Origin of the sequence: Exiguobacterium sp. s70, from assembly GCF_018618315.1 — a bacterium.
GTDB lineage: Bacteria > Bacillota > Bacilli > Exiguobacteriales > Exiguobacteriaceae > Exiguobacterium > Exiguobacterium chiriqhucha.
In genome coordinates, this window is record NZ_JACSLV010000006.1 from 86,937 (window position 1) to 106,146 (window position 19,210).

Sequence of the window (19,210 nt, forward strand, 5' to 3'; positions counted from 1 at the left end):
CGACACAAGGAGGATGACCATGAAACGATTTACTAGCGAGGGACGGGTGCTCGTCTGTTTTGATTTTGATGAGACGTATTTTCCGCATGCTTGCTCTGTTGACCAGTTGGAGCGATTGCGCCAACTTGAAGACTTTCTCGATTTGCACTCACATCGGTTCTCGACGATGTGGGTGACGGGGAGTTCACTTGAAACGATTCGAGAAAAAATGGCACGGGCAGACATGCGTTATTTCCCGCACCGGATTGCGGCGAGTCTCGGGACAGAGCTGTATCAAGTGACAGCGTCCGGACAACTGGAGCTCGATTCCGGTTATTCGTCGCGGTTTCCCGATGACTTTTCAGACCGCGTCACCCAAGTCGTCGACAGGCTAGGGCGAACACTCACGATTGAACCACAGACGAACCTTGGCACAAGCGGCTGGATGCACAATTATTATTACTTCGGCGAGAGCGAGGATGAGCTCGAGCACATTCGTTCGAGCGCCCGTGATTTCGGAATTGCGGTCAATGTCAGTCGCTGCAACCCGCTCGCCGGGGATCCAGCAGGTGCCTACGATATCGATTTCATCCCACAAGGGGCGGGGAAAATCGCTGCAGTTGACTACGTGTGCGACCGATATATGTTTCAGACCGAGCACGCCTTCGCGTTCGGTGACAGCGGGAACGATTTAGGGATGTTGCGATATGTCGGCAACGGTTATGTACTCGGCAACGGGACGGAAGAAGCCAAACGAGCACATGGTCGTGTCACCGAGGGCATGTATGCGGATGGGATTCTAGAAGTGTTACATCGAGCGGTGCGGTAGACGGGTTTAAGCGCTCGTAACTAGACGTAGCGCTGCGGTCTCCACACGTTCGAACAAATGGGTTCTCAGCCGATGGGTCGTCAAATCGAGCGGCAGACGATGCTTCCAAAGCTCGGTGAATACCTCGGATAGGACAGCCTCGGCCAAGTCGGCTCGCGTCGTCAAGCGGAGGGCGAGCGAGTATAAGATGCGCTCATAGCGGTCGTACAACAGTTCGAGCGCGGACGTGTCGCGGTTTAACATGCGTGCGTATAAATCGTGATCGGATATGAATGACATGGTGGACTCCTTCAGAATGAGAACTCTCTCGTGGTTGGGTTGCGGGCAAATGACGTAACCTTCTTATTTCACTTATGGGGTGAACGTAAACGGTTACTTTCCGATTCGAGCACATTCAAAAACAGCCAACGTTCCGCTGATGAGCGGAATGTTGGCTGTTTTGTAGTTAAAACGACGTATAACAGTGCGGGCATGTCTGTGTGTTCCCACCGGACCGTTTGAACGTTTTTTTACAGTTCGGACACGTGATGGTCTCGGTGTCTTGACCGAACAGGCTGCCGCGGTTGAATAAGACATTTCGTAAATTCGGTAAGGCTTTGGCGGCATAAATCATGGAGATGAATAGGACGATGGCCAAAACGGCCAACAGCAAATAGGTCATATTGGGTATACCCCTTTCACGAAACATTCGTTTCTTCTAGCATACGTGAAATTGTGCGAACACACACCTCCAGACTGGAATTACGAACAAATGTTCTGTATACTAAGAGTAACAAAGGAGGGAGATCAGATGAGGCAAGAAGTCATGCGTTGGATGCGGAACGGACGGGTCGTGGAAATGATGTATATCGATCGGAACGGGGTCATTTCGAAGCGACGTGTCAAGCTGATGAAGCTGCAAGGCGATCGACTCGTCGCCTGGGACGTAAACAAACAAGCGCGTCGAACATTTTGTATGGAACGTGTCCTCGCCTGTCTCCCGACGATTGAACGTGCCTCAGGACGAGAGGAGGGAATCGGATGACGCCACTTCCAAAATGTTCGGCACCGGCCGAACGGGCGCTTCGGGCCGCCTATATCGATACGATTGAACAGTTGGCCACGTATACGAAACGAGAGATTGCGGCCTTGCATGGGGTCGGGCCAAGTGTGCTGCGAATCTTGGAAACCGCGCTTCACGAGCAAGGACTTCGGTTCACCGACAGCGAAATACATTCCTAGTCCCGTCCTGGACTAGGAATTTTTTGGTTGGGCGATTGTATCGCACGTAAAAAGGGAAGTAATATATTTGTCATCTCCATTACAGCCTAATATCTAGTACCATGACGATAAGGTTTGCGAACCTAGCGACACCCATGAGAAAGGAAGTACACAGCATGAGGACGAAACGTTTATCCGCCATTCTAGGAAATGAGATGGATGACATCGAACGCGATCCATGGGTGACCGGAATTGAGACAGATTCCAGAAAGGTCAGTCCAGGGAATTTATTTATCTGTATCCGCGGCTATACGGTGGACGGACATGAATTCGCTGAGGACGCCGTCTCCAAAGGAGCGGTTGCTGTCATCTCGGAATACCCGCTTGACCTTGAGGTGCCGAACCTTGTCGTCGCGGACACGAAGCGGACAGCCGGCGTGGTGGCCAGTGCCTTTTATGACCATCCCTCACATCGGATGCGCATTTACGGTGTCACCGGTACGAACGGGAAGACGACGACCGCGACATTGACATATGATTTATTTCGTCTGTCCGGCCGACCGGTCGGAATTGTCAGCACGATTGGAGCACGTTATAAAGATCAAACATTAAACACACCAAATACGACGCCTGAGGCTGTCGTCTTACATCGTTTGCTGGCCGAGATGGCCGATGCCGGCGTGACCGATTGTGTCGTCGAGGTCTCCTCGCATGCGATGATGGAAGGACGCGTCGAGGGAGTGCGGTTTCACGCGGCGGCGTTCACGAACTTGACGCATGACCATTTGGATTATCATCGCTCGATGGATGAGTACGCCCGAGCCAAAGCCCGATTGTTCGAACAAGTCGAGACGACGAACGGAGATGCCATCGTGTTGAACGCCGAAGACCCGGCCAGCAAAACGATGGCCGCGTTTGCTCCGACTCGTCGGCGCATTATGTACAGCACGCATGCCGACGTACCGGCTGATATTCAAGTCATCTGGCATGACCAGACGGTCGTCGTCAAAATGAACGCGCTGACGATTGAGGCCCCGGTCCGCTTCATGGGCGCCTTCAATGCGGCCAACTTGGCCGCGGCCATCGGTCTCGTCTCCACATCGGAACTGATGCTGCGTTCAATCATCGCCAACGTGCCGGGTCTCACGCTTCCGAAAGGGCGGCTCGAACGACTCGATACGGAAGACGCCGAGATTTATCTCGATTATGCCCATACGCCTGACGGCCTCGAGAAGTGTCTGTCGACGCTTCAGCAAGGGGAACGTGAACTTGTTGTCGTGTTGAGTGCGGCGGGCGACCGGGATCCGACCAAACGGGCGGAGATGGGTCGCATCGCGAGTCGTTATTCGAACGACTTGATTGTGACAGTGCATGACGTGCGCACGGAAGACCCGAAGCAAATCATCGACGGGCTACTTGAAGGGATTGACGCGAACACACATTACGTGACGTTCGAGGAACGACGGGACGCCCTGCGCCACGCGGCGCAACAAGCGTTCGACGGCAAACGGATTGTCGTCGTCGGAAAAGGGCATGACCACGTCGAACGCGTCGGCCGAGAGTCGATTCCTTTCAACGAATCAGACATCCTGCTCGATGAATTAAAAAAATTGAAGGGCCAAGAACCGGCCGTTTAACGAAACGATGACAATTGTCATCGTTTTTTAATGTGTCATTTTAGGAAAAGAAGGTAATAACTATTCATGTAACGCTATCGAAGGAGGAGAACAGACATGTCAGTTTTGTACAAAGAGTTTACAAACGATGAAGAAGTTGTGACCGCCATTCAATCGATGAAAGCGAAAGGGATTGAGGACAAGCACATTTATGTCGTCACCCACGACGATGACCGGACCGACCGTGTGGCCGATAACGCCGATGCGAATACGGTGACGGCATCGGACGTCGGCCTGGGGACGGCCGCGAAAAACTTGTTCCGTAAAAAAGGGGACGAACTCCGAGCCCAGTTCGAACAGCTCGGTTTCTCATCGACCGAAGCGGATCAACTCGAGAAGAAATTAGATCAAGGCAAGGTGATTGTCGTCGTCAAAGACGCACCAGCCGGATTCACGTTATAATTCCACCACCATGGAGAATACAGAGACAGGGCTGAATCGAAGGATTCAGCCCTGTTTATTTTAGTCGTGGATGCGGACGACGGTCCGGCCGCTCAGTTCGCCGCGCATCATCGCCTCGGCGTGACGCGGGACGTCGTGCAGCGGAATCTCATGGACCATATGGTTCAGCACGCGTGTGTCGACCAGCTCATGGAGCCGTTCCCACGCTTTCACGCGACGGGCGATCGGTTGCATGACCGAATCGATGCCGATGAGCCGTACGCCTCGTAAGATGAACGGATAGACGGTCGTGTGGAGCTCATGGCCACCGGCAAGCCCACACGCGACGACGGTCCCTTCGTAGCGCGTTCGGCTGAGGATATTACCGAGCGTCTCGCCTCCGACCGAGTCGATGGCAGCATCGAACCGCTGTTCATCAAGCGGACGGGACGGTCCTTCGAGCTCACTTCGGGCCATCACGTTCTCGACACCGAGGTCACGCAAATACGCCGGATCTTGTTTGCCGGTCGAGGCAATCACGTGGTAGCCGAGCTTGTGGAGCAAGGCGATGGCAAAACTGCCGACTCCCCCGGAAGCACCGGTCACAAGTACTTCTTGACCAGGATGCACACCCTCGTGTTCGAGCGCCTCGACAGCGAACATGGCGGTAAGTCCTGGCGTTCCAATTGTCATTGCATCTCGCAGCGCCATGCCTTGCGGTAGTTTGATGAGCCAGTTCCCAGGGACTTGAGCGTAACGGCTGAAGCCACCGAAATGTCGTTCGCCGATGCCGAAACCGGTCGCAATGACATCGTCGCCGGCTTTGAAATCGAGATGGTCGGATTCAACGACTTTCCCGACGAACTCGCACCCGGGGATGAACGGATAATGACTGACGATTTTGCCGGATCCGGTCAGCCCGAGAGCGTCTTTGTAGTTGAGCGCTGAATAATGGACTTCGATGAGGACGTTGCCGTCTTCTTCTCTCGGAAGGGCGTCGAATTTGACGTCGGTCACCGTGGAATGGAGACGGTCGTCTTTTTTGTCGAGGACGAGTGCTTGAAATGATTCGTTCATGGTCAATTGGCCCCTTTCGCTGATACGTATTCTATTCCTTTGTTATCATTCCCCACCTGCCAAAATATATACACGAATGTTTCGTTCTAACAGGGAGTGGAATGGTACAATGAAAGAGATTCAACTAGAGTGAGGAGGAATGAAGCATGCGGCACGACGACTATGAGTTTGATGAAGAAGTAGAAGAAGGCGAATTGTTTAACGTATACGACATTCTGCCACCGGATGGAACCATTCTTGAGATGGCTACGGCCGAAGAAATGGTACGTGCGGCGGAGCTCGAGGCGACGCATAATGCGCTTGAGCGAATCCAAGACTCAAACTTCCAGTTGTCAGGAATCACTTTTAAAGAGTTGCTGGCAGAGTTCGAGCGATACGAGCAAGAATCGATGGAATTCTGGACAGGCGTTTATAGCCGATTGCGCATTCCATGGGCATGGACGATTCGAATCGATGTGGCCAACGGTCCGATTCACGTCGTCAATGACCGCGACATCTTCATCGACGAAGCGGACTTCGAAGAATATGATTTCGAAGAATACGTGGATGATGATTACGAAGACGAAGACAATCAATGAATCCAAAAACGTCTTTCCCTCATTCAGGGAAAGACGTTTTTTTGTTGTCGAGGAATGAGGCACGGATGCGTGTCAGTTCCGTCGCGCCGAACCAGAGCCCGACCCCACACAAGACGGCGACACCGCTCACTAACGCGCCGACGATGGCGGTATCTCCAATCATCGTGAACGACAGCGTCAGACTGAACAAGCCGAAAAATAATAATCCTCCTGCAATCGTTTTCATGATTAAGTCATCCTTTCTTGTTTCGTCTGCCTTTAGTGTAGGCGGTCTAGTAAGAAAAGGGTGACTGAATTTTATACCAGGTCAAAAATCAAGCGAGGTCATATACAGAATACGTCTTGCCATTCTCGAACGGCTCGTCTAGTAAGTGTTCCGCCAAGATATGGGCGACGGTCTCCGGGGTGCGCAATCGGCCTTCTGTCACGTAAGAACGGAACTGTTCCACGTCACGGAACGCGTCTTCTGATGAGGCCCGGATGTTTGCCTGCATCGCGGTGTCCATCACGCCTGGGTTGAACAAGGCGACCTTATCGTTCGTACCGGTCAATTCAAGGGCGACCGTCTCGGTGAAATGATCGAGTCCGGCTTTCGTCGCACAATAGGCACTCCAGCCCGAGATGGGGCGCTTGGCGGCCCCAGAGGTCACGTGGATGAGCGAGACGGGCAGGTCGTACGCGAGCACCGCATTCGTCAAGAGCATCGGGGCGAGCAGGTTGGCTTGGACGTGGGCGATTAGCTGCGCGGCGTCCAATTGACCGGCCCGATGAATCGGTTCAATCAAGGCTGCGTTTTGGACGACGAGCAAGGATGTCGCCGTCTCGATGAGTGGCTTCACGTGTTCGAGCGCGGCCAGTGTACTTGTCGGATCAGATAAATCGACCTCGACGTGACGGAACGAGGCATCGGTCGCCTGCGTCCGTGAAAAATTGACGACCTCGTAATCCCGCTTCAATAATTCCTCGGCGATGGCACGGCCGAGACCGCGCGACGCACCGGTCACGATGGCTAGTTTCATGACAGCTCCTCCTATTCGTGAATCGTCTTCCGGTACCCGTAAAACGGACGGAAGTTCAGTTTTTCGTAATACGTGTGGGATGAAGCACTCGCGAGCATCTCGAGACGCGTCTCAGGGTAGAGCGCATGGACGTGTGACAACAACTGCTCGCCAATCCCGAGGCGACGGTGCGAGGCCGCGATGAGCAGTTCGCACACGTACAGGCTCACGGTTGTGTCGGTCAACCCACGCAAGTAGGCAATCACCAGTCCTTCTGACTCGACGACATAGGCAACGTTCGATTGCCGCCACGCCTGTTTCGTCAAGTCATGTTGTCGCACGAGTTGACTCCAACCTTCCGCTTCATTCAATGCTTGAATCTGTTCAAAATCAAATTCTTCATAAGGACGAATGACCATCAACCTTCACCTACTTTCATTTCAATGGCTTTCATGAGGTCGAACGCACCATCTGACTCGTTCGAACAGACGACCGAGACGATGTCTGTGGCCGGGTAGTACGCAGAATGAAAACTGACGCCGGGGTCATAGCCCATGACATGATATTTGAACACGTGTCGATTCGCATCCAGTTGAATCCACAGACCATAGCCATAATGTACGCCTTTATCGTTTACCTTCACATGAGGAGTCAGCAGTCGTGATGTCATCTCCTCGCCAAGTAGGCGATGAGCGAGCAAGGTGCTCCAAAGTTTGGTCATATCTTGTGCCGTCACGAACGCGCCGCCGTCCGCTCCGCCTTTGACGGGAATCGAATAGTGGTTCGTCCGCCACGAGCCGTCAGCGTTGTCGATATACCCGAGCGCCGTATTCGCCGGCAAGGCATCGAGCGAGAAGTACCCCGAATCGTTCATGTCGGCCGGCTTGAACACGAACTGTTCGATATAGTCCGAGAACATCAACCCGCTCGCTTGCTCGATGATGAGGCCGAGCAGGATATAACCGGCATTATTGTATTGGAACACGCCCCGTTCTTGTCGCATCGGCTCGTGCTGGAACATTGGGAGAAAGTCACGTAGCTGCCTGATGTGATACATCGGACGTTGCTGCCACAATTCCTCAAAATCGTCCATGACAGACTCGTCGAAATAATCTGGGATGCCGGACGTGTGAGTGAGCAACTGTTCGACTGTCACGGCCGGATCGAACGTTGGAAAATCGATGGTGAGGCATTCGCCGAGCGTCGATGTAAATGCCAACTTGCCTTGTTCGATGAGCTGGCAGACGGCGATGGCCGTGAATAACTTACAGCCCGAAGCGATACCGAATCGGGTCGACGTTCGATTTTCGATTCGTTCCGCACGATTCGCATAACCTTGTTGATGGTCGAACAGGATGTCGTCTTGTCGCATGACGAGCGTCGATCCAGAAAAATCAGGTTTAATGGGAAGGTCAGTAAAGTCGTCGTGCAAAAGCTTGTTCATCGGGCACCTCCGAAAGATTGTCTAGTGTTTTTAGCATAGCATACGGCCAATCAATCCCTAACCACACAAAAAAATGTCTCCTCCGTCAAAGACGGAGGAGACGCTGATTATTCACCAATCGCTTCTTCACGGTCAGTGTCTGTCGTACCGAGATTCGTCAAGTAAGCCTCATATTTCGGGAGCCAGTAGCGATAGGACGCCCAAACGAGGCCACCCGTCACAACGAACAAGGCGACGGTCGCCGGCCAGAACCAGCTCGAGACGATCCCGTCCGCGTAGGCGAGACCGATCGGTGAGAAGACGAAGTAGACGAAAATCATCGACGCGACAAGGATGATGGAAGTCGAAATTGCATGACGCCATGGCTTGACGCGGCCAAGATCGATGCGAATCGGATTGATGTGTTGCATCGGTCGAACTTTTGCGAACACGAGCATGATGGTCGTTTCGAGGACGAACAAAATCCCGTAAATGTGAATGAAGTTGATGCCAAGGTCGAAGCCGAACCACTGCTCCGTTCCCCAGACGAGGAAGTAATACGTGACGACGTGGAAGCCGATGACGAGTTTCGCGGCAATCGGCGGTACGCGCTTCACGAGCATCCCGATTAAGACGATGACGAGAATCGGGATGTTGAAGAAACCGGTGAAGCGGCGAATCAAGTCCCACAGTCCGTCCGGTGCGTACATCAAGTTCGGAGCGACGAAGAACGAGACGAGCGCGACGAACGTCCCGAACCATTTGCTGACGCGAATCAAATCTTTGTCAGACGCGTCCGGTTTGAACTTCGGCTTATAAATATCAAGCACGAACAAGGTGGCGATACTATTGAGCAACGAGTTGAACGAGCTGAACACGGCACCGAGCAAGACGGCGAGGAAGAAGCCCATGAGCCACATCGGCAACAAGTCGGCAATCAAGCTCGGATAAGCGAGGTCCGCCTTATCGACGTTCGTGCCATACAAATGGAACGCGATAATCCCTGGAAGCAGCATGAAAATCGGGACGAGCAACTTCAAATAACCGGTGAAAAGTACCCCTTTTTGACCCTCGGCCAAGTTCTTCGCCCCGAGTGCCCGTTGGATGACATATTGATTGAGTGCCCAATAAAACAAGTTCGCAAAAATCATCCCCGTGAAGATGGACAAGAACGGAACGGAATCGTTCTCTGAACCGATCGCGTTCAGTTTCTCTGGATTCTCGGTTGCAATCGTCTTCATCCCATCGACGAGGTTGCCGTCACCGAGCGCGATGAAGCCGAGCGTCGGGACGAGGAAACCGATGATGATTAATCCGATCCCGTTCAACGTGTCGGAGACGGCGACGGCGCGGAGACCACCGAAAATGGCGTAAACGGCTCCGATAATCCCGATGAACCAAATGACGAGCCAGAGCGACTGCTCGAAGCTGATTCCGAGTAATTCCGGGACGTCAAACAGTTGCAGGACGGCCAATCCGCCGGAATAGAGCATCGATGGGATCGTGACGCACATATAGCCGAACAAGAACAACAGGACCGTCAAGCGACGGACGTCCTCGTCATACCGTTGGCTCAAAAATTCAGGGATCGTCGAAATCCCGATTCCGAGAAAACGTGGCAGTAAAAAGAGCGCCATGATGATGGCGGCGATTCCGGCTGTGACTTCCCACGCCATAGCCGACATGTTGCCGGCGAACGATTGCCCGTTTAAGCCGATCAACTGCTCGGCTGACAAGTTCGTCAATAAGAGTGATCCGGCGATAAAGATGCCGGTTAGCCCCCGTCCTGCCAAGAAATAGTCGTCGGCACTCTCGACTTTCCCTTTCGTCATGCGATAAGAGACGTAAGCGACGAGCCCCATGAATAAGGCCCCTGTGATTAATATGTAAACAACTTGTTGAATGGTCAACGACATTCCCTCCCTCAACTTCTTCTTATTTATAAGTACTTTTTCATAACTACCCTTCAGGAAGTATGATTATTTCCCGTTTTCTCTTTTGTAAAAGAACTGTAACAAACCTCACAACAAAAAAAGACACCTGAGAGGTCAGGTGTCAAAAAAAGCGAAGCAACGAAGTCGCGACCGTGAAATAAATGATTAAGCCGAGATTGTCGACGACTGTTGTGATGAACGGACCCGACGCGACGGCTGGATCGAGTTTCAATCGATTGATCAAGAGCGGCACGAGCGTCCCGACGATGGTCGCCACGCTGAGCGACGCAAAAATCGACAGACCGACGATTATGCCGATTAAGGCACTGTCATAGAGGACGGTGATGACGCCGAAGATGACGACCATACAGGCGAGACCGAGCAAGACGCCCGTCCCGAACTCACGACGAATCATCTTCAACACGTTCTTTCGATTAATCGTCCCGAGCGCGATTGAGCGGACGGCGACGACGAGCGATTGGGTGGCGGCGTTACCGGCCGAACCCATGACGAGCGGCATGAAGACGGCGAGCAAGACGATCGTTTCGAGCGTGTCCTCGAAACCACCGATCGTCGACGCAGTGATCATCCCGAGGAACATGAGGCTGATAATCCATGGCGCCCGCTTCATCGCCGCCTCGACCGGTCCCATGTTGATGTCGGACGAACCTTTCGTCGCCGACAGCTCTTCGAAATCCTCGGTCGTCTCGCGTTCGATGACGTCCATGACATCGTCGACCGTGATGATCCCGAGCAGATGGTCCTCGCTGTCGATGACAGGCAGGGCCAATAAGTCATACTTCTGAACGGTCCGGGCCAAGTCTTCCTGGTCGGCGAGGACGTGGGCCGACACGACGCGCCGGCCCATGATGTCCGCGATTTGCACGTCGAGCGGGGAGACGATCAAGTCGCGTAGCGAGACGACGCCGACGAGCCGGCGATCGGTGTCGATGACGTACAGGTAATAGATTGTCTCGGCTTCCGGTCCAAGTTCGCGCAAGTCTTCGAGTGTCGCACCTACGGTCTTGTCCGCCTTCAACACGATAAACTCGGTCGTCATGATGGCACCGGCCGTATCGTCCGGATAGCGCATCAAGTCTTTGACCTCGGTCGCCTCGGTCTCGTCCATCAACTCGAACAGTTCGTTCATGAAGTCGTCTGGGAGCTCGGTCATCAAGTCGGCGGCGTTATCCGAGAACATATCGTTCAACACACGTACGGCGAACGGACGTGGCATCTCTTGAATGAACTGTTCCTGTTCGTCCAGTTCAAGTTTTTCAAACAAGTCGGTGAACGCTTCCGGGGATAACGCCTCGTAGACGAACTCACGGGCCGGACGTTCAAGTTCGATGAACAGGTCGGCCTGTTCACCAGGGTGGAGGGTGAGGAACACGTCGCGGAAATCGACCGGGTCCCCTTTTTGAATGAGCGCTGTCACTTGGGCTTCATGACGGGCGCGTTCTGTACGTTCGATTGCCATCGACTCACTTCCTTTTCACATCATTTGTCTATATTATGTCACGAGTTTGAGCGGTCTCAAACAAAATCAAAAAAAAGCTATGAATTTTTTTCACAATCTATACAGCGTGTATACGTCACTTTCTCTCGATTCGAGGGGCCACACCGTTTCTCGAGTGATTGTTCATTCATGTCACGTCATGATCTATGCACTTTTCTGTGGAATCCACCACAGTCCAAACGTCGGACTTGCCCATCGTGGAAATGGGTAAGTTGATAATGTAAGGGTAGCAACACACCCGAATCACAAGGAGGAAGCGAGATGATATCGATGACGGATCAACAAACCGCACGGGATACTACGCTGAAACATCCGATCCACGTGTATTCAGAAATTGGTGAACTCAGGACCGTCCTTTTAAAACGTCCAGGACGCGAACTCGAAAATTTGACCCCGGAATATTTGGAACGACTCCTGTTTGACGACATTCCTCATCTTCCAGTCATTCAAAAAGAACACGATTACTTTGCGAGCGTGCTCCAAAACCGAGGCGTCGAAGTGCTTTATCTAGAAAATTTAATGGCTGAGACGTTGTCGTTGCCGGGTGTCCGTGAACGTTTCGTCGCTGATATCTTGTCAGAGTCCAAATCAAATATCAACGGTTCGTACGAGACGCTGAAAGAATATTTGCTCGCCTACGACAATGAAAAGTTGATTGAGACCGTCATGGCCGGGATTCGGAAATCCGAGATTAAGCCCGAAAAACGGCGCCACTTACACGAGATGATTGAGGACACGTATCCGTTCTATCTCGATCCGATGCCGAACTTATACTTCACCCGTGACCCGGCGGCAGCAATCGGCAACGGGCTATCCATCAACCGGATGAAAGAGCCGGCTCGTCGTCGTGAATCGTTGTTCACGCAATATATTATGCGCTATCACCCGCGATTCGCGAAACACGACATCCCGGTTTGGTCGGACCGCGACTATCGTTTCGCGATGGAGGGTGGGGACGAGCTCGTGTTGTCGAAGGAAGTCGTCGCCATCGGGATTTCCGAACGAACGACGGCCCAAGGGATTGAACGGGTCGCCCTCAACTTGTTGAAAAACGGCGGCACATTCAAAAAAGTCATCGCCATCGAGATTCCGAAGTCGCGCGCGTTCATGCATCTCGACACGGTCTTCACGATGGTCGACCATGACAAGTTCACGATTCATCCGTTCATCCAAGGTCCAGGAGGCAAAATGAATATCTTTGAACTGACGTTGAACGCCGAAGGCGAACTTCACATCACGCAGCACACGGATCTGTTGAACGTGTTGAAAGCCGCACTCGGTCTCGATGAGATCGTCTTAATCCCATGTGGGGGCGGGGACCCGATTGCCGCTGCCCGCGAGCAATGGAACGATGGGTCGAACACGCTCGCCATAGCCCCAGGCGTCGTCGTCACGTACGACCGCAACTACGTCTCGAACGAGTTGCTCCGTTCCGAGGGCGTCGAAGTCATCGAAATCATGTCGAGTGAACTGTCGCGTGGTCGTGGGGGTCCACGCTGTATGAGCTGTCCGATTATCCGCGAAAACATTTAACGAGGAGGAAACGAGCATGTCCACAACGTACAACTTTGATTTGAAAGGCCGTCATTTTCTATCATTGAACGATTTTTCAGGAGACGAGTTGAACTATTTGATCGATTTATCGGCCGCCTTCAAGCGTCAAAAGCAACAAGGCGTCCCGCATCGCATCTGTGAAGGGAAGAACGTGGCGCTCTTGTTTGAAAAACCATCGACACGGACGCGTTGTGCGTTTACTGTGGCGGCCATCGATCTCGGCATGCATCCGGAATACCTCGGGAAATCGGATATCCAGTTCGGTAAAAAAGAATCGGTGCGAGACACGGCCATCGTGCTCGGACGTATGTTCGACGGCATCCAGTTCCGTGGGTTCGCCCATGAGACGGTCGAAGGTTTGGCCAAAGATGCCGGTGTCCCGGTATGGAACGGGTTGACGGACTTATATCATCCGACTCAAATCTTGGCCGACTTCTTGACCGTCAAAGAACAGAAAGGCGAGTTGTCTGGCATTCGCTTCGTCTATGTCGGCGATGGACGCAACAATATGGGCAACACGCTCTTGATTGGTGGGGCCAAAGTCGGGATGGACATGCGCATCTGCGCGCCGAAATCGCTCTGGCCGTCAGATGAGGTCGTCGATTTTGCCCGCTCGGTCGCTGCTGAGACGGGAGCGAAAATTACGTTGACCGAGAGTATCGATGAAGCGGTCGCCGACGCCGACGTGATTTACACCGATGTGTGGGTGTCGATGGGCGAAGAGGCAGAATTCGCCGAGCGGATCAAGTTGCTCCATCCTTACCAAGTGAACATGGACATGCTCACGAAGACGAATAATCCAGACGTCATGTTCCTTCACTGTCTGCCAGCCTTCCACGACTTGGAGACCGAGGTTGGCCGAGCCATCCATGCCGAATACGGTCTGACCGAGATGGAAGTCACGGACGAGGTGTTCCGGAGTCGTCATTCCTTCGTCTTTGATCAGGCGGAGAATCGGATGCACACGATTAAAGCTGTGATGGCGGCGACGCTCACCGACACGAACGAATGGCTTGAACGCTGACGGACGGGAGGGGTTTCCCCTCCGGTTCGTACTAAACGAAAGGGATGAGTTCAATGTCTACGAAAATAGCGCATGACTCAAGTGGAACGGCTGGCGTACAACCGGAGAAAAAGGATCGACGATTAGGGCTCGGGGCGTTGACGGCACTCGTCGTCGGTTCGATGATTGGCGGGGGAGCCTTCAACTTAGCGGCCGATTTGGCCCAAGGTGCGAACGCGGGGGCGATTTTGATTGGGTGGGTCATCACCGGAATCGGGATTATCGCACTCGGTCTCAGTTTTCAAAATTTGACGATGCGTCGTCCAGACCTCGACGGCGGGGTGTACAGTTACGCCCGGGCCGGCTTCGGTCAGTTCATGGGGTTCAACTCGGCGTGGGGCTACTGGCTCTCCGCATGGCTTGGTAACGTCGCCTATGCGACGCTCTTGTTCAGTTCGGTCGGTTATTTCTTCCCAATCTTCGAAGGCGGTCAAAACATCGCCTCCATCATCGGCGCCTCGATTATGCTGTGGCTCGTTCATTCGCTCATTTTACGAGGCATTCATGAAGCATCCATGATCAACATCATCACGACGATTGCGAAACTCGTACCGATTTTTGCTTTTATCACCATCACCTTATTCTTCTTCAATCTCGATAATTTCACGTTCGATTTCTGGGGCCAGGGTGGTTTCTCATGGGGTAGTGTGAGAGACCAGGTCGTCTCGACGATGCTCGTCACACTATGGGTGTTCATCGGTGTCGAAGGGGCGGTCGTCTTATCCGGACGGGCCCGCAAGCGCTCGGACGTCGGGAAAGCGACGGTCATCGGGTTGCTCGGGACACTCGTCATCTATCTGCTCATCTCGATCATGTCGCTCGGTCTCATGAATCCAGAGAACGTGGCGAACGCTTCACAACCGGCGATGGCGTACTTGCTCGAGTCGGCGGTCGGACCGTGGGGCGCGATGCTAATCAACGGCGGTCTCGTCATCTCTGTCCTCGGGGCGTGGCTCGGTTGGACGTTACTTGCCGCCGAGATTCCATTCGTGGCCGGGAAAGACGGCGTGTTCCCGAAATGGTTCACGAAAGAGAATAAAAACAGCGCGCCGGCCAACGCGCTCTGGCTCACGAACGGATTGATTCAATTGTTCCTCTTCACGTTCCTGTTCTCGGATGCGGCGTATAATTTCGCCTTCTCGCTCGCTTCGAGCGCCATCTTGATTCCATACGTCTTCTCGGCTTTCTATCAAGTCAAAGTCGCGAAGAACGGCATCGGCTACAACGCCGGTGAACGCCGGACCCGCGATCTCATCATCGGAGCCGTCGCCTCGATTTACGGGATTTGGCTCATCTATGCGGCTGGAATCGACTATCTGCTCTTGACGACCTTACTGTACGCACCAGGTACGTTGCTCTATATCAAGGCACAGCGTGAGAACGGCATCAAGACGTTGACGAAGACGGAATGGATTGTGGCCGGTGTCTTGACCGCGCTCGCCATCTTGGCCGTCGTGCGCATCGTCTCAGGAAATATCTCAGTCTTTTGATCGGGGGAAACCAATATGCGGAATAAACGAGTAGTCATCGCACTAGGTGGAAATGCGATTCAACAAGGAAAAGATGCGACGGCCGAGGCTCAAATTCGAGCCGTCGAGGCGACGGCTGAATCTCTGGCCGCGCTTGTCGCCGAAGGGATTGAGGTCATCATCACCCACGGGAACGGGCCGCAAGTCGGGAATTTGATGTTGCAACAGGCCGCATCAGACAGTCCGGCGACGCCGGCCTTGCCACTCGACGTTTGCGGGGCGATGACACAAGGGATGATTGGCTATTGGTTCGAGAATGCCCTCACGAAAGCTCTGAGATCGCGCGGTTTGGAACGTTCGGTCGCGCCAATCGTCACGCGGTCGGTCGTCGACCCGAACGATAGTGCCTTCAGTCACCCGACGAAGCCGATTGGTCCCTTCTACGACGAGGCGGAAGCGCAGCAGATGGAACGGGCGACCGGTTATGTGTTCAAAGAAGACGCCGGTCGCGGCTATCGCCGCGTCGTCCCGAGCCCGTTTCCAGTGGCGATTCTCGAGCACGCGGTCATCCGTGACCTTGTCGCCCATGAGCATATCGTCGTCGCCTCTGGCGGTGGCGGGATTCCCGTCATCGATACACCAGATGGTTATGTCGGTGTCGAGGCGGTCATCGATAAAGATTTCGCCGCTGCGAAACTCGCCGATCTCGTCGACGCCGACATGCTCCTCATTTTGACGGCCGTCGAGCACGTGTTCGTCGATTTCGGGACCCCGTCGGCTCGGGCGCTCGAGGAGACGACGAAAGAACAGCTCGAGACGTATATCGCCGAAGGCCAGTTCGCACCGGGCAGTATGTTGCCGAAAGTTCGGGCCGCCCTTCAGTTCGCCGAGTCAGGCCACGACCGGGTCGCCGTCATCACGTCGCTCGAACAAGCCCTTGCGGCGGTCCGAGGCGAGGTCGGGACGCGCGTCCGACTCGCCGCGACGCTCCAACAATAAACTCAACGCCACAGACAACAGCGTCTGTGGCTTTTTTTTCTGAATTGGTAGCTCGTCGTTTTTTATGGTCCGACATAGGGAAGGAATGTTGTATGTCGATTTAGACATTGCTATCATTTTGAGTGTAAACGTTTGCACAATTTAGAAGGGGAGTGACGAAGAGCGGCAACGCTCGAGCTTATGCGTCTATTTGAAGAGGAGAACGTCTATACGCAACAAATGAAACCACAGTCAGATAATCGAGCAATCGTCCAAGGGAGCTGCTATCGCTTCACGGTGCTGACGAGCCAACTGATTCGGATGGAATACGCGGAAGATGGGGTGTTCGAAGACCGGCCGACCCAAGTCGTCTTTAACCGGGCGTTCGCAGTCCCGGAGTTTCGCGTGATCGAGGATGAGACAGAACTGCAAATCATCACAGAGCACGTCCACCTCTATTACACGAAAGGGCCGTTCGCGCCGAACACGCTCTACGTCGATGTGAAAGGGAACTTCAGTACGTACTATAGCCGCTATACGTTTAACGGACCGGAACGGACGTTGAAAGGGACGGCGCGCACGCTCGACCATGTCGACGGGGCGACGGAACTCGGTGAGGGCATCGCCTCAAAACAAGGGTATGCCGTCATCGATGATTCCGATTCGTTCATCATGACCGAGGACCGTTTTGTGGAACCGAGACGGAAACACATCCATGACTTGTACTACTTCGGATATGGACATGAATATAAGCAGGCCCTGCGTGACTTCTATCAACTGACAGGCCCGACGCCGCTGTTGCCACGAAAAGCGCTCGGCAACTGGTGGAGCCGCTATTGGCGCTACGACGAGACCGAATATAAAGAACTCATGCGTCGGTTTAAGACAGAAGACATCCCGTTCTCGGTCAGTGTCATCGACACCGACTGGCACATCACCGATATCCCTGAGGAATATGGGAGCGGCTGGACGGGCTATTCATGGAATAAAAACCTGTTTCCGGACCCAAAAGGCTTCTTGACGTGGCTCAAGCAAGAAGGGTTGCTCGTCACGTTGAACTTGCACCCGGCGGACGGTGTACGTGCATTTGAAGATCAATATGCGGCGATGGCCGAGGCGATGGGCATCGACCCGTCGCATGGTGACCGCATTCCGTTCGACTTCTCTGATAAACGCTTCATTCAAGCCTATTTCGAGCAGATGCACCATCCACATGAAGTCGACGGCGTCGATTTTTGGTGGATTGACTGGCAACAAGGATCCACCTCAAAAATGGAAGGGCTCGACCCGCTCTGGATGTTGAATCATTACCATGCGGCCGACATCGCCCGTGACGGCAACCGTCCGCTCATCTTCTCCCGTTACGCCGGGCCGGGCAGCCATCGGTATCCGATCGGTTTTTCGGGCGACACGTTGATTTCGTGGGCGTCCCTGGCCTTCCAACCATACTTTACAGCGACGGCGGCCAATATCGGCTATGGCTGGTGGAGTCATGACATCGGCGGCCATTATCGTGGGTCGAAAGATGATGAACTCGCCGCGCGCTGGGTCGCATTCGGTGTATTCAGCCCGATCATGCGGTTGCACTCGACTTTTAGTACGTTCAACGGCAAGGAGCCGTGGCGCTTCGGTCTCGAGGCGGAACGGTCGATGAAGACGTTCCTGCGTCTGCGCCATCAATTGATTCCATATATCTATACGATGAACTGGCGAAATCATGTCGGCGCCTTGCCGCTCGTCTTACCGATGTATTATGAGCATCCGGATGAAGACGTGGCGTATGAGGTACCGAATGAGTATTACTTCGGCAGTGAACTCATCGTCTCCCCAATCGTTGAACCGATGAATCGACAGCTCCATGTGGCGGCGACGAACGTCTGGCTACCGAAAGGTGACTGGTTCGACTTCTTTACCGGTCATCGCTACAGCGGGGACAAATCGGTTCGCATGTTCCGTGAGCTCGAAGATCAGGCGGTGTTCGCCAAAGCCGGGGCGATTATCCCGATGGCACCACACCATTCGGGTCGAAACGATACCGACAACCCAGCCGATTTGGAAGTGCTCATCTTCCCAGGCGCCTCGAACACGTTCACGCTCTATGAAGACAATGGGAAGGACCGTGGCTATGAGACGGGAGCCTACGCCGAGACGACGTTCACGCTTGATTGGGATGAACGGAGCCTTCATATCCAAGTGACAGGTGACCGGTCTGTGTTACCGGTGGACCGCCATGTCACGTTGCTGCTTCGAGGGGTGACCGGGTCTGGTGAATACAAACGGGAGACACAGACGCTGCGCCTCGAGCTCGGACCGATCAGAGACGAGCTGACCGTGGAACTCCCGGTCGATGTGACGGCGAACGACCATCGTCTCGATCGGTTGTATCGCTTCTTGGACCGTGCGGAAATCTCATACGATTTAAAAGACCGGTTATACCGGTCAGCGGCCGCGAAGACGCGACTCGAAGCATGGCTGTTCGATTTACATGCGCTCGAACTCGATCGCGACCTGCAAGACGCGATTATGGAATTGATGCTCGACTGAATACTTTA

Annotated in this window: 20 protein-coding genes; 11 read left to right on the top strand and 9 right to left on the bottom strand. The window is 53.7% G+C overall.

The window, feature by feature from the left end; all coding sequences use genetic code 11:
• Nucleotides 1-19: 19 nt before the first annotated feature.
• Nucleotides 20-808: an HAD-IIB family hydrolase gene (locus tag KNP84_RS13055; RefSeq protein WP_215114936.1), complete on the top strand. Its 789-nt coding sequence runs from the start codon at nucleotides 20-22 to the stop codon at nucleotides 806-808.
• 6 nt (nucleotides 809-814) lie between these two features.
• On the opposite strand, the gene KNP84_RS13060 is transcribed toward KNP84_RS13055, so the two are convergent.
• A complete protein-coding gene (locus KNP84_RS13060) occupies nucleotides 815-1,087 on the bottom strand; it encodes an RNA polymerase sigma factor (protein ID WP_021065959.1) in 273 nt (90 codons plus the stop codon).
• A 166-nt stretch (nucleotides 1,088-1,253) separates the two neighbouring features.
• Nucleotides 1,254-1,469, bottom strand: coding sequence for a hypothetical protein (locus tag KNP84_RS13065; protein ID WP_215114937.1), 216 nt, complete (start codon nucleotides 1,467-1,469; stop codon nucleotides 1,254-1,256).
• Nucleotides 1,470-1,598: 129 nt separating this feature from the next.
• On the opposite strand from KNP84_RS13065, the gene KNP84_RS13070 reads away from it, so the two are divergent.
• The 4 genes from KNP84_RS13070 to KNP84_RS13085 all read left to right on the top strand — a co-directional run bounded on the left by KNP84_RS13070 (nucleotide 1,599) and on the right by KNP84_RS13085 (nucleotide 4,086).
• Nucleotides 1,599-1,832 carry a hypothetical protein gene (locus KNP84_RS13070; RefSeq protein WP_021065961.1) on the top strand — a complete coding sequence of 78 codons (234 nt, stop codon included), beginning with the start codon at nucleotides 1,599-1,601 and terminating at the stop codon, nucleotides 1,830-1,832.
• Complete coding sequence (locus tag KNP84_RS13075; protein ID WP_215114938.1) at nucleotides 1,829-2,029, top strand: helix-hairpin-helix domain-containing protein; 201 nt, start codon at nucleotides 1,829-1,831, stop codon at nucleotides 2,027-2,029. The genes KNP84_RS13070 and KNP84_RS13075 overlap by 4 nt, the downstream gene beginning before the upstream one ends.
• Before the next feature lie 155 nt (nucleotides 2,030-2,184).
• Nucleotides 2,185-3,645: a UDP-N-acetylmuramoyl-L-alanyl-D-glutamate--2,6-diaminopimelate ligase gene (locus KNP84_RS13080; RefSeq protein ID WP_214837562.1), complete on the top strand. Its 1,461-nt coding sequence runs from the start codon at nucleotides 2,185-2,187 to the stop codon at nucleotides 3,643-3,645.
• A gap of 96 nt (nucleotides 3,646-3,741) precedes the next feature.
• Nucleotides 3,742-4,086 (top strand): YflT domain-containing protein, encoded by a 345-nt coding sequence (locus KNP84_RS13085; RefSeq protein WP_214754412.1) that lies wholly within the window; start codon nucleotides 3,742-3,744, stop codon nucleotides 4,084-4,086.
• A gap of 60 nt (nucleotides 4,087-4,146) precedes the next feature.
• Here the strand turns inward: KNP84_RS13085 and KNP84_RS13090 are convergent, their stop codons facing one another.
• Nucleotides 4,147-5,142: an MDR family oxidoreductase gene (locus KNP84_RS13090; protein ID WP_215114939.1), complete on the bottom strand. Its 996-nt coding sequence runs from the start codon at nucleotides 5,140-5,142 to the stop codon at nucleotides 4,147-4,149.
• Nucleotides 5,143-5,288: 146 nt separating this feature from the next.
• Here KNP84_RS13090 and KNP84_RS13095 point away from each other — a divergent pair, with 146 nt between their 5' ends.
• Nucleotides 5,289-5,720, top strand: a complete 432-nt coding sequence (locus tag KNP84_RS13095; RefSeq protein WP_021065966.1) for a hypothetical protein — start codon at nucleotides 5,289-5,291, stop codon at nucleotides 5,718-5,720.
• Nucleotides 5,721-5,739: 19 nt separating this feature from the next.
• On the opposite strand, the gene KNP84_RS13100 is transcribed toward KNP84_RS13095, so the two are convergent.
• From KNP84_RS13100 to mgtE, 6 genes are all read right to left on the bottom strand, one after another.
• Nucleotides 5,740-5,946, bottom strand: a complete 207-nt coding sequence (locus KNP84_RS13100) for a hypothetical protein (protein ID WP_021065967.1) — start codon at nucleotides 5,944-5,946, stop codon at nucleotides 5,740-5,742.
• 88 nt (nucleotides 5,947-6,034) lie between these two features.
• On the bottom strand, nucleotides 6,035-6,739 hold the full coding sequence (locus KNP84_RS13105) for an SDR family NAD(P)-dependent oxidoreductase (RefSeq protein ID WP_215114940.1): 705 nt from the start codon (nucleotides 6,737-6,739) through the stop codon (nucleotides 6,035-6,037).
• A gap of 11 nt (nucleotides 6,740-6,750) precedes the next feature.
• On the bottom strand, nucleotides 6,751-7,137 hold the full coding sequence (locus tag KNP84_RS13110; protein WP_214837572.1) for a GNAT family N-acetyltransferase: 387 nt from the start codon (nucleotides 7,135-7,137) through the stop codon (nucleotides 6,751-6,753).
• On the bottom strand, nucleotides 7,137-8,162 hold the full coding sequence (locus KNP84_RS13115; protein WP_215114941.1) for a serine hydrolase domain-containing protein: 1,026 nt from the start codon (nucleotides 8,160-8,162) through the stop codon (nucleotides 7,137-7,139). Before KNP84_RS13115 ends, KNP84_RS13110 begins: the two co-directional genes overlap by 1 nt.
• A gap of 107 nt (nucleotides 8,163-8,269) precedes the next feature.
• Nucleotides 8,270-10,051, bottom strand: a complete 1,782-nt coding sequence (locus tag KNP84_RS13120; protein WP_215114942.1) for a solute:sodium symporter family transporter — start codon at nucleotides 10,049-10,051, stop codon at nucleotides 8,270-8,272.
• Nucleotides 10,052-10,196: 145 nt separating this feature from the next.
• The gene (gene mgtE, locus KNP84_RS13125) at nucleotides 10,197-11,555 is read right to left on the bottom strand and encodes a magnesium transporter (RefSeq protein ID WP_214756041.1); all 1,359 of its coding nucleotides are present in this window, start codon (nucleotides 11,553-11,555) and stop codon (nucleotides 10,197-10,199) included.
• Between the two features lie 342 nt (nucleotides 11,556-11,897).
• Between mgtE and arcA the strand changes: the two genes are divergently transcribed.
• The 5 genes from arcA (at nucleotide 11,898) to KNP84_RS13150 (ending at nucleotide 19,202) form a co-directional block, all read left to right on the top strand.
• On the top strand, nucleotides 11,898-13,127 hold the full coding sequence (gene arcA, locus KNP84_RS13130) for an arginine deiminase (protein ID WP_215114971.1): 1,230 nt from the start codon (nucleotides 11,898-11,900) through the stop codon (nucleotides 13,125-13,127).
• Between the two features lie 16 nt (nucleotides 13,128-13,143).
• Complete coding sequence (gene argF / locus KNP84_RS13135) at nucleotides 13,144-14,172, top strand: ornithine carbamoyltransferase (RefSeq protein ID WP_214715651.1); 1,029 nt, start codon at nucleotides 13,144-13,146, stop codon at nucleotides 14,170-14,172.
• Between the two features lie 53 nt (nucleotides 14,173-14,225).
• Nucleotides 14,226-15,701: an arginine-ornithine antiporter gene (gene arcD / locus KNP84_RS13140; RefSeq protein WP_021065975.1), complete on the top strand. Its 1,476-nt coding sequence runs from the start codon at nucleotides 14,226-14,228 to the stop codon at nucleotides 15,699-15,701.
• Between the two features lie 15 nt (nucleotides 15,702-15,716).
• Nucleotides 15,717-16,679 carry a carbamate kinase gene (gene arcC / locus KNP84_RS13145; RefSeq protein WP_058764975.1) on the top strand — a complete coding sequence of 321 codons (963 nt, stop codon included), beginning with the start codon at nucleotides 15,717-15,719 and terminating at the stop codon, nucleotides 16,677-16,679.
• 180 nt (nucleotides 16,680-16,859) lie between these two features.
• Nucleotides 16,860-19,202, top strand: coding sequence for a glycoside hydrolase family 31 protein (locus KNP84_RS13150; protein WP_215114943.1), 2,343 nt, complete (start codon nucleotides 16,860-16,862; stop codon nucleotides 19,200-19,202).
• Nucleotides 19,203-19,210: the final 8 nt, after the last annotated feature.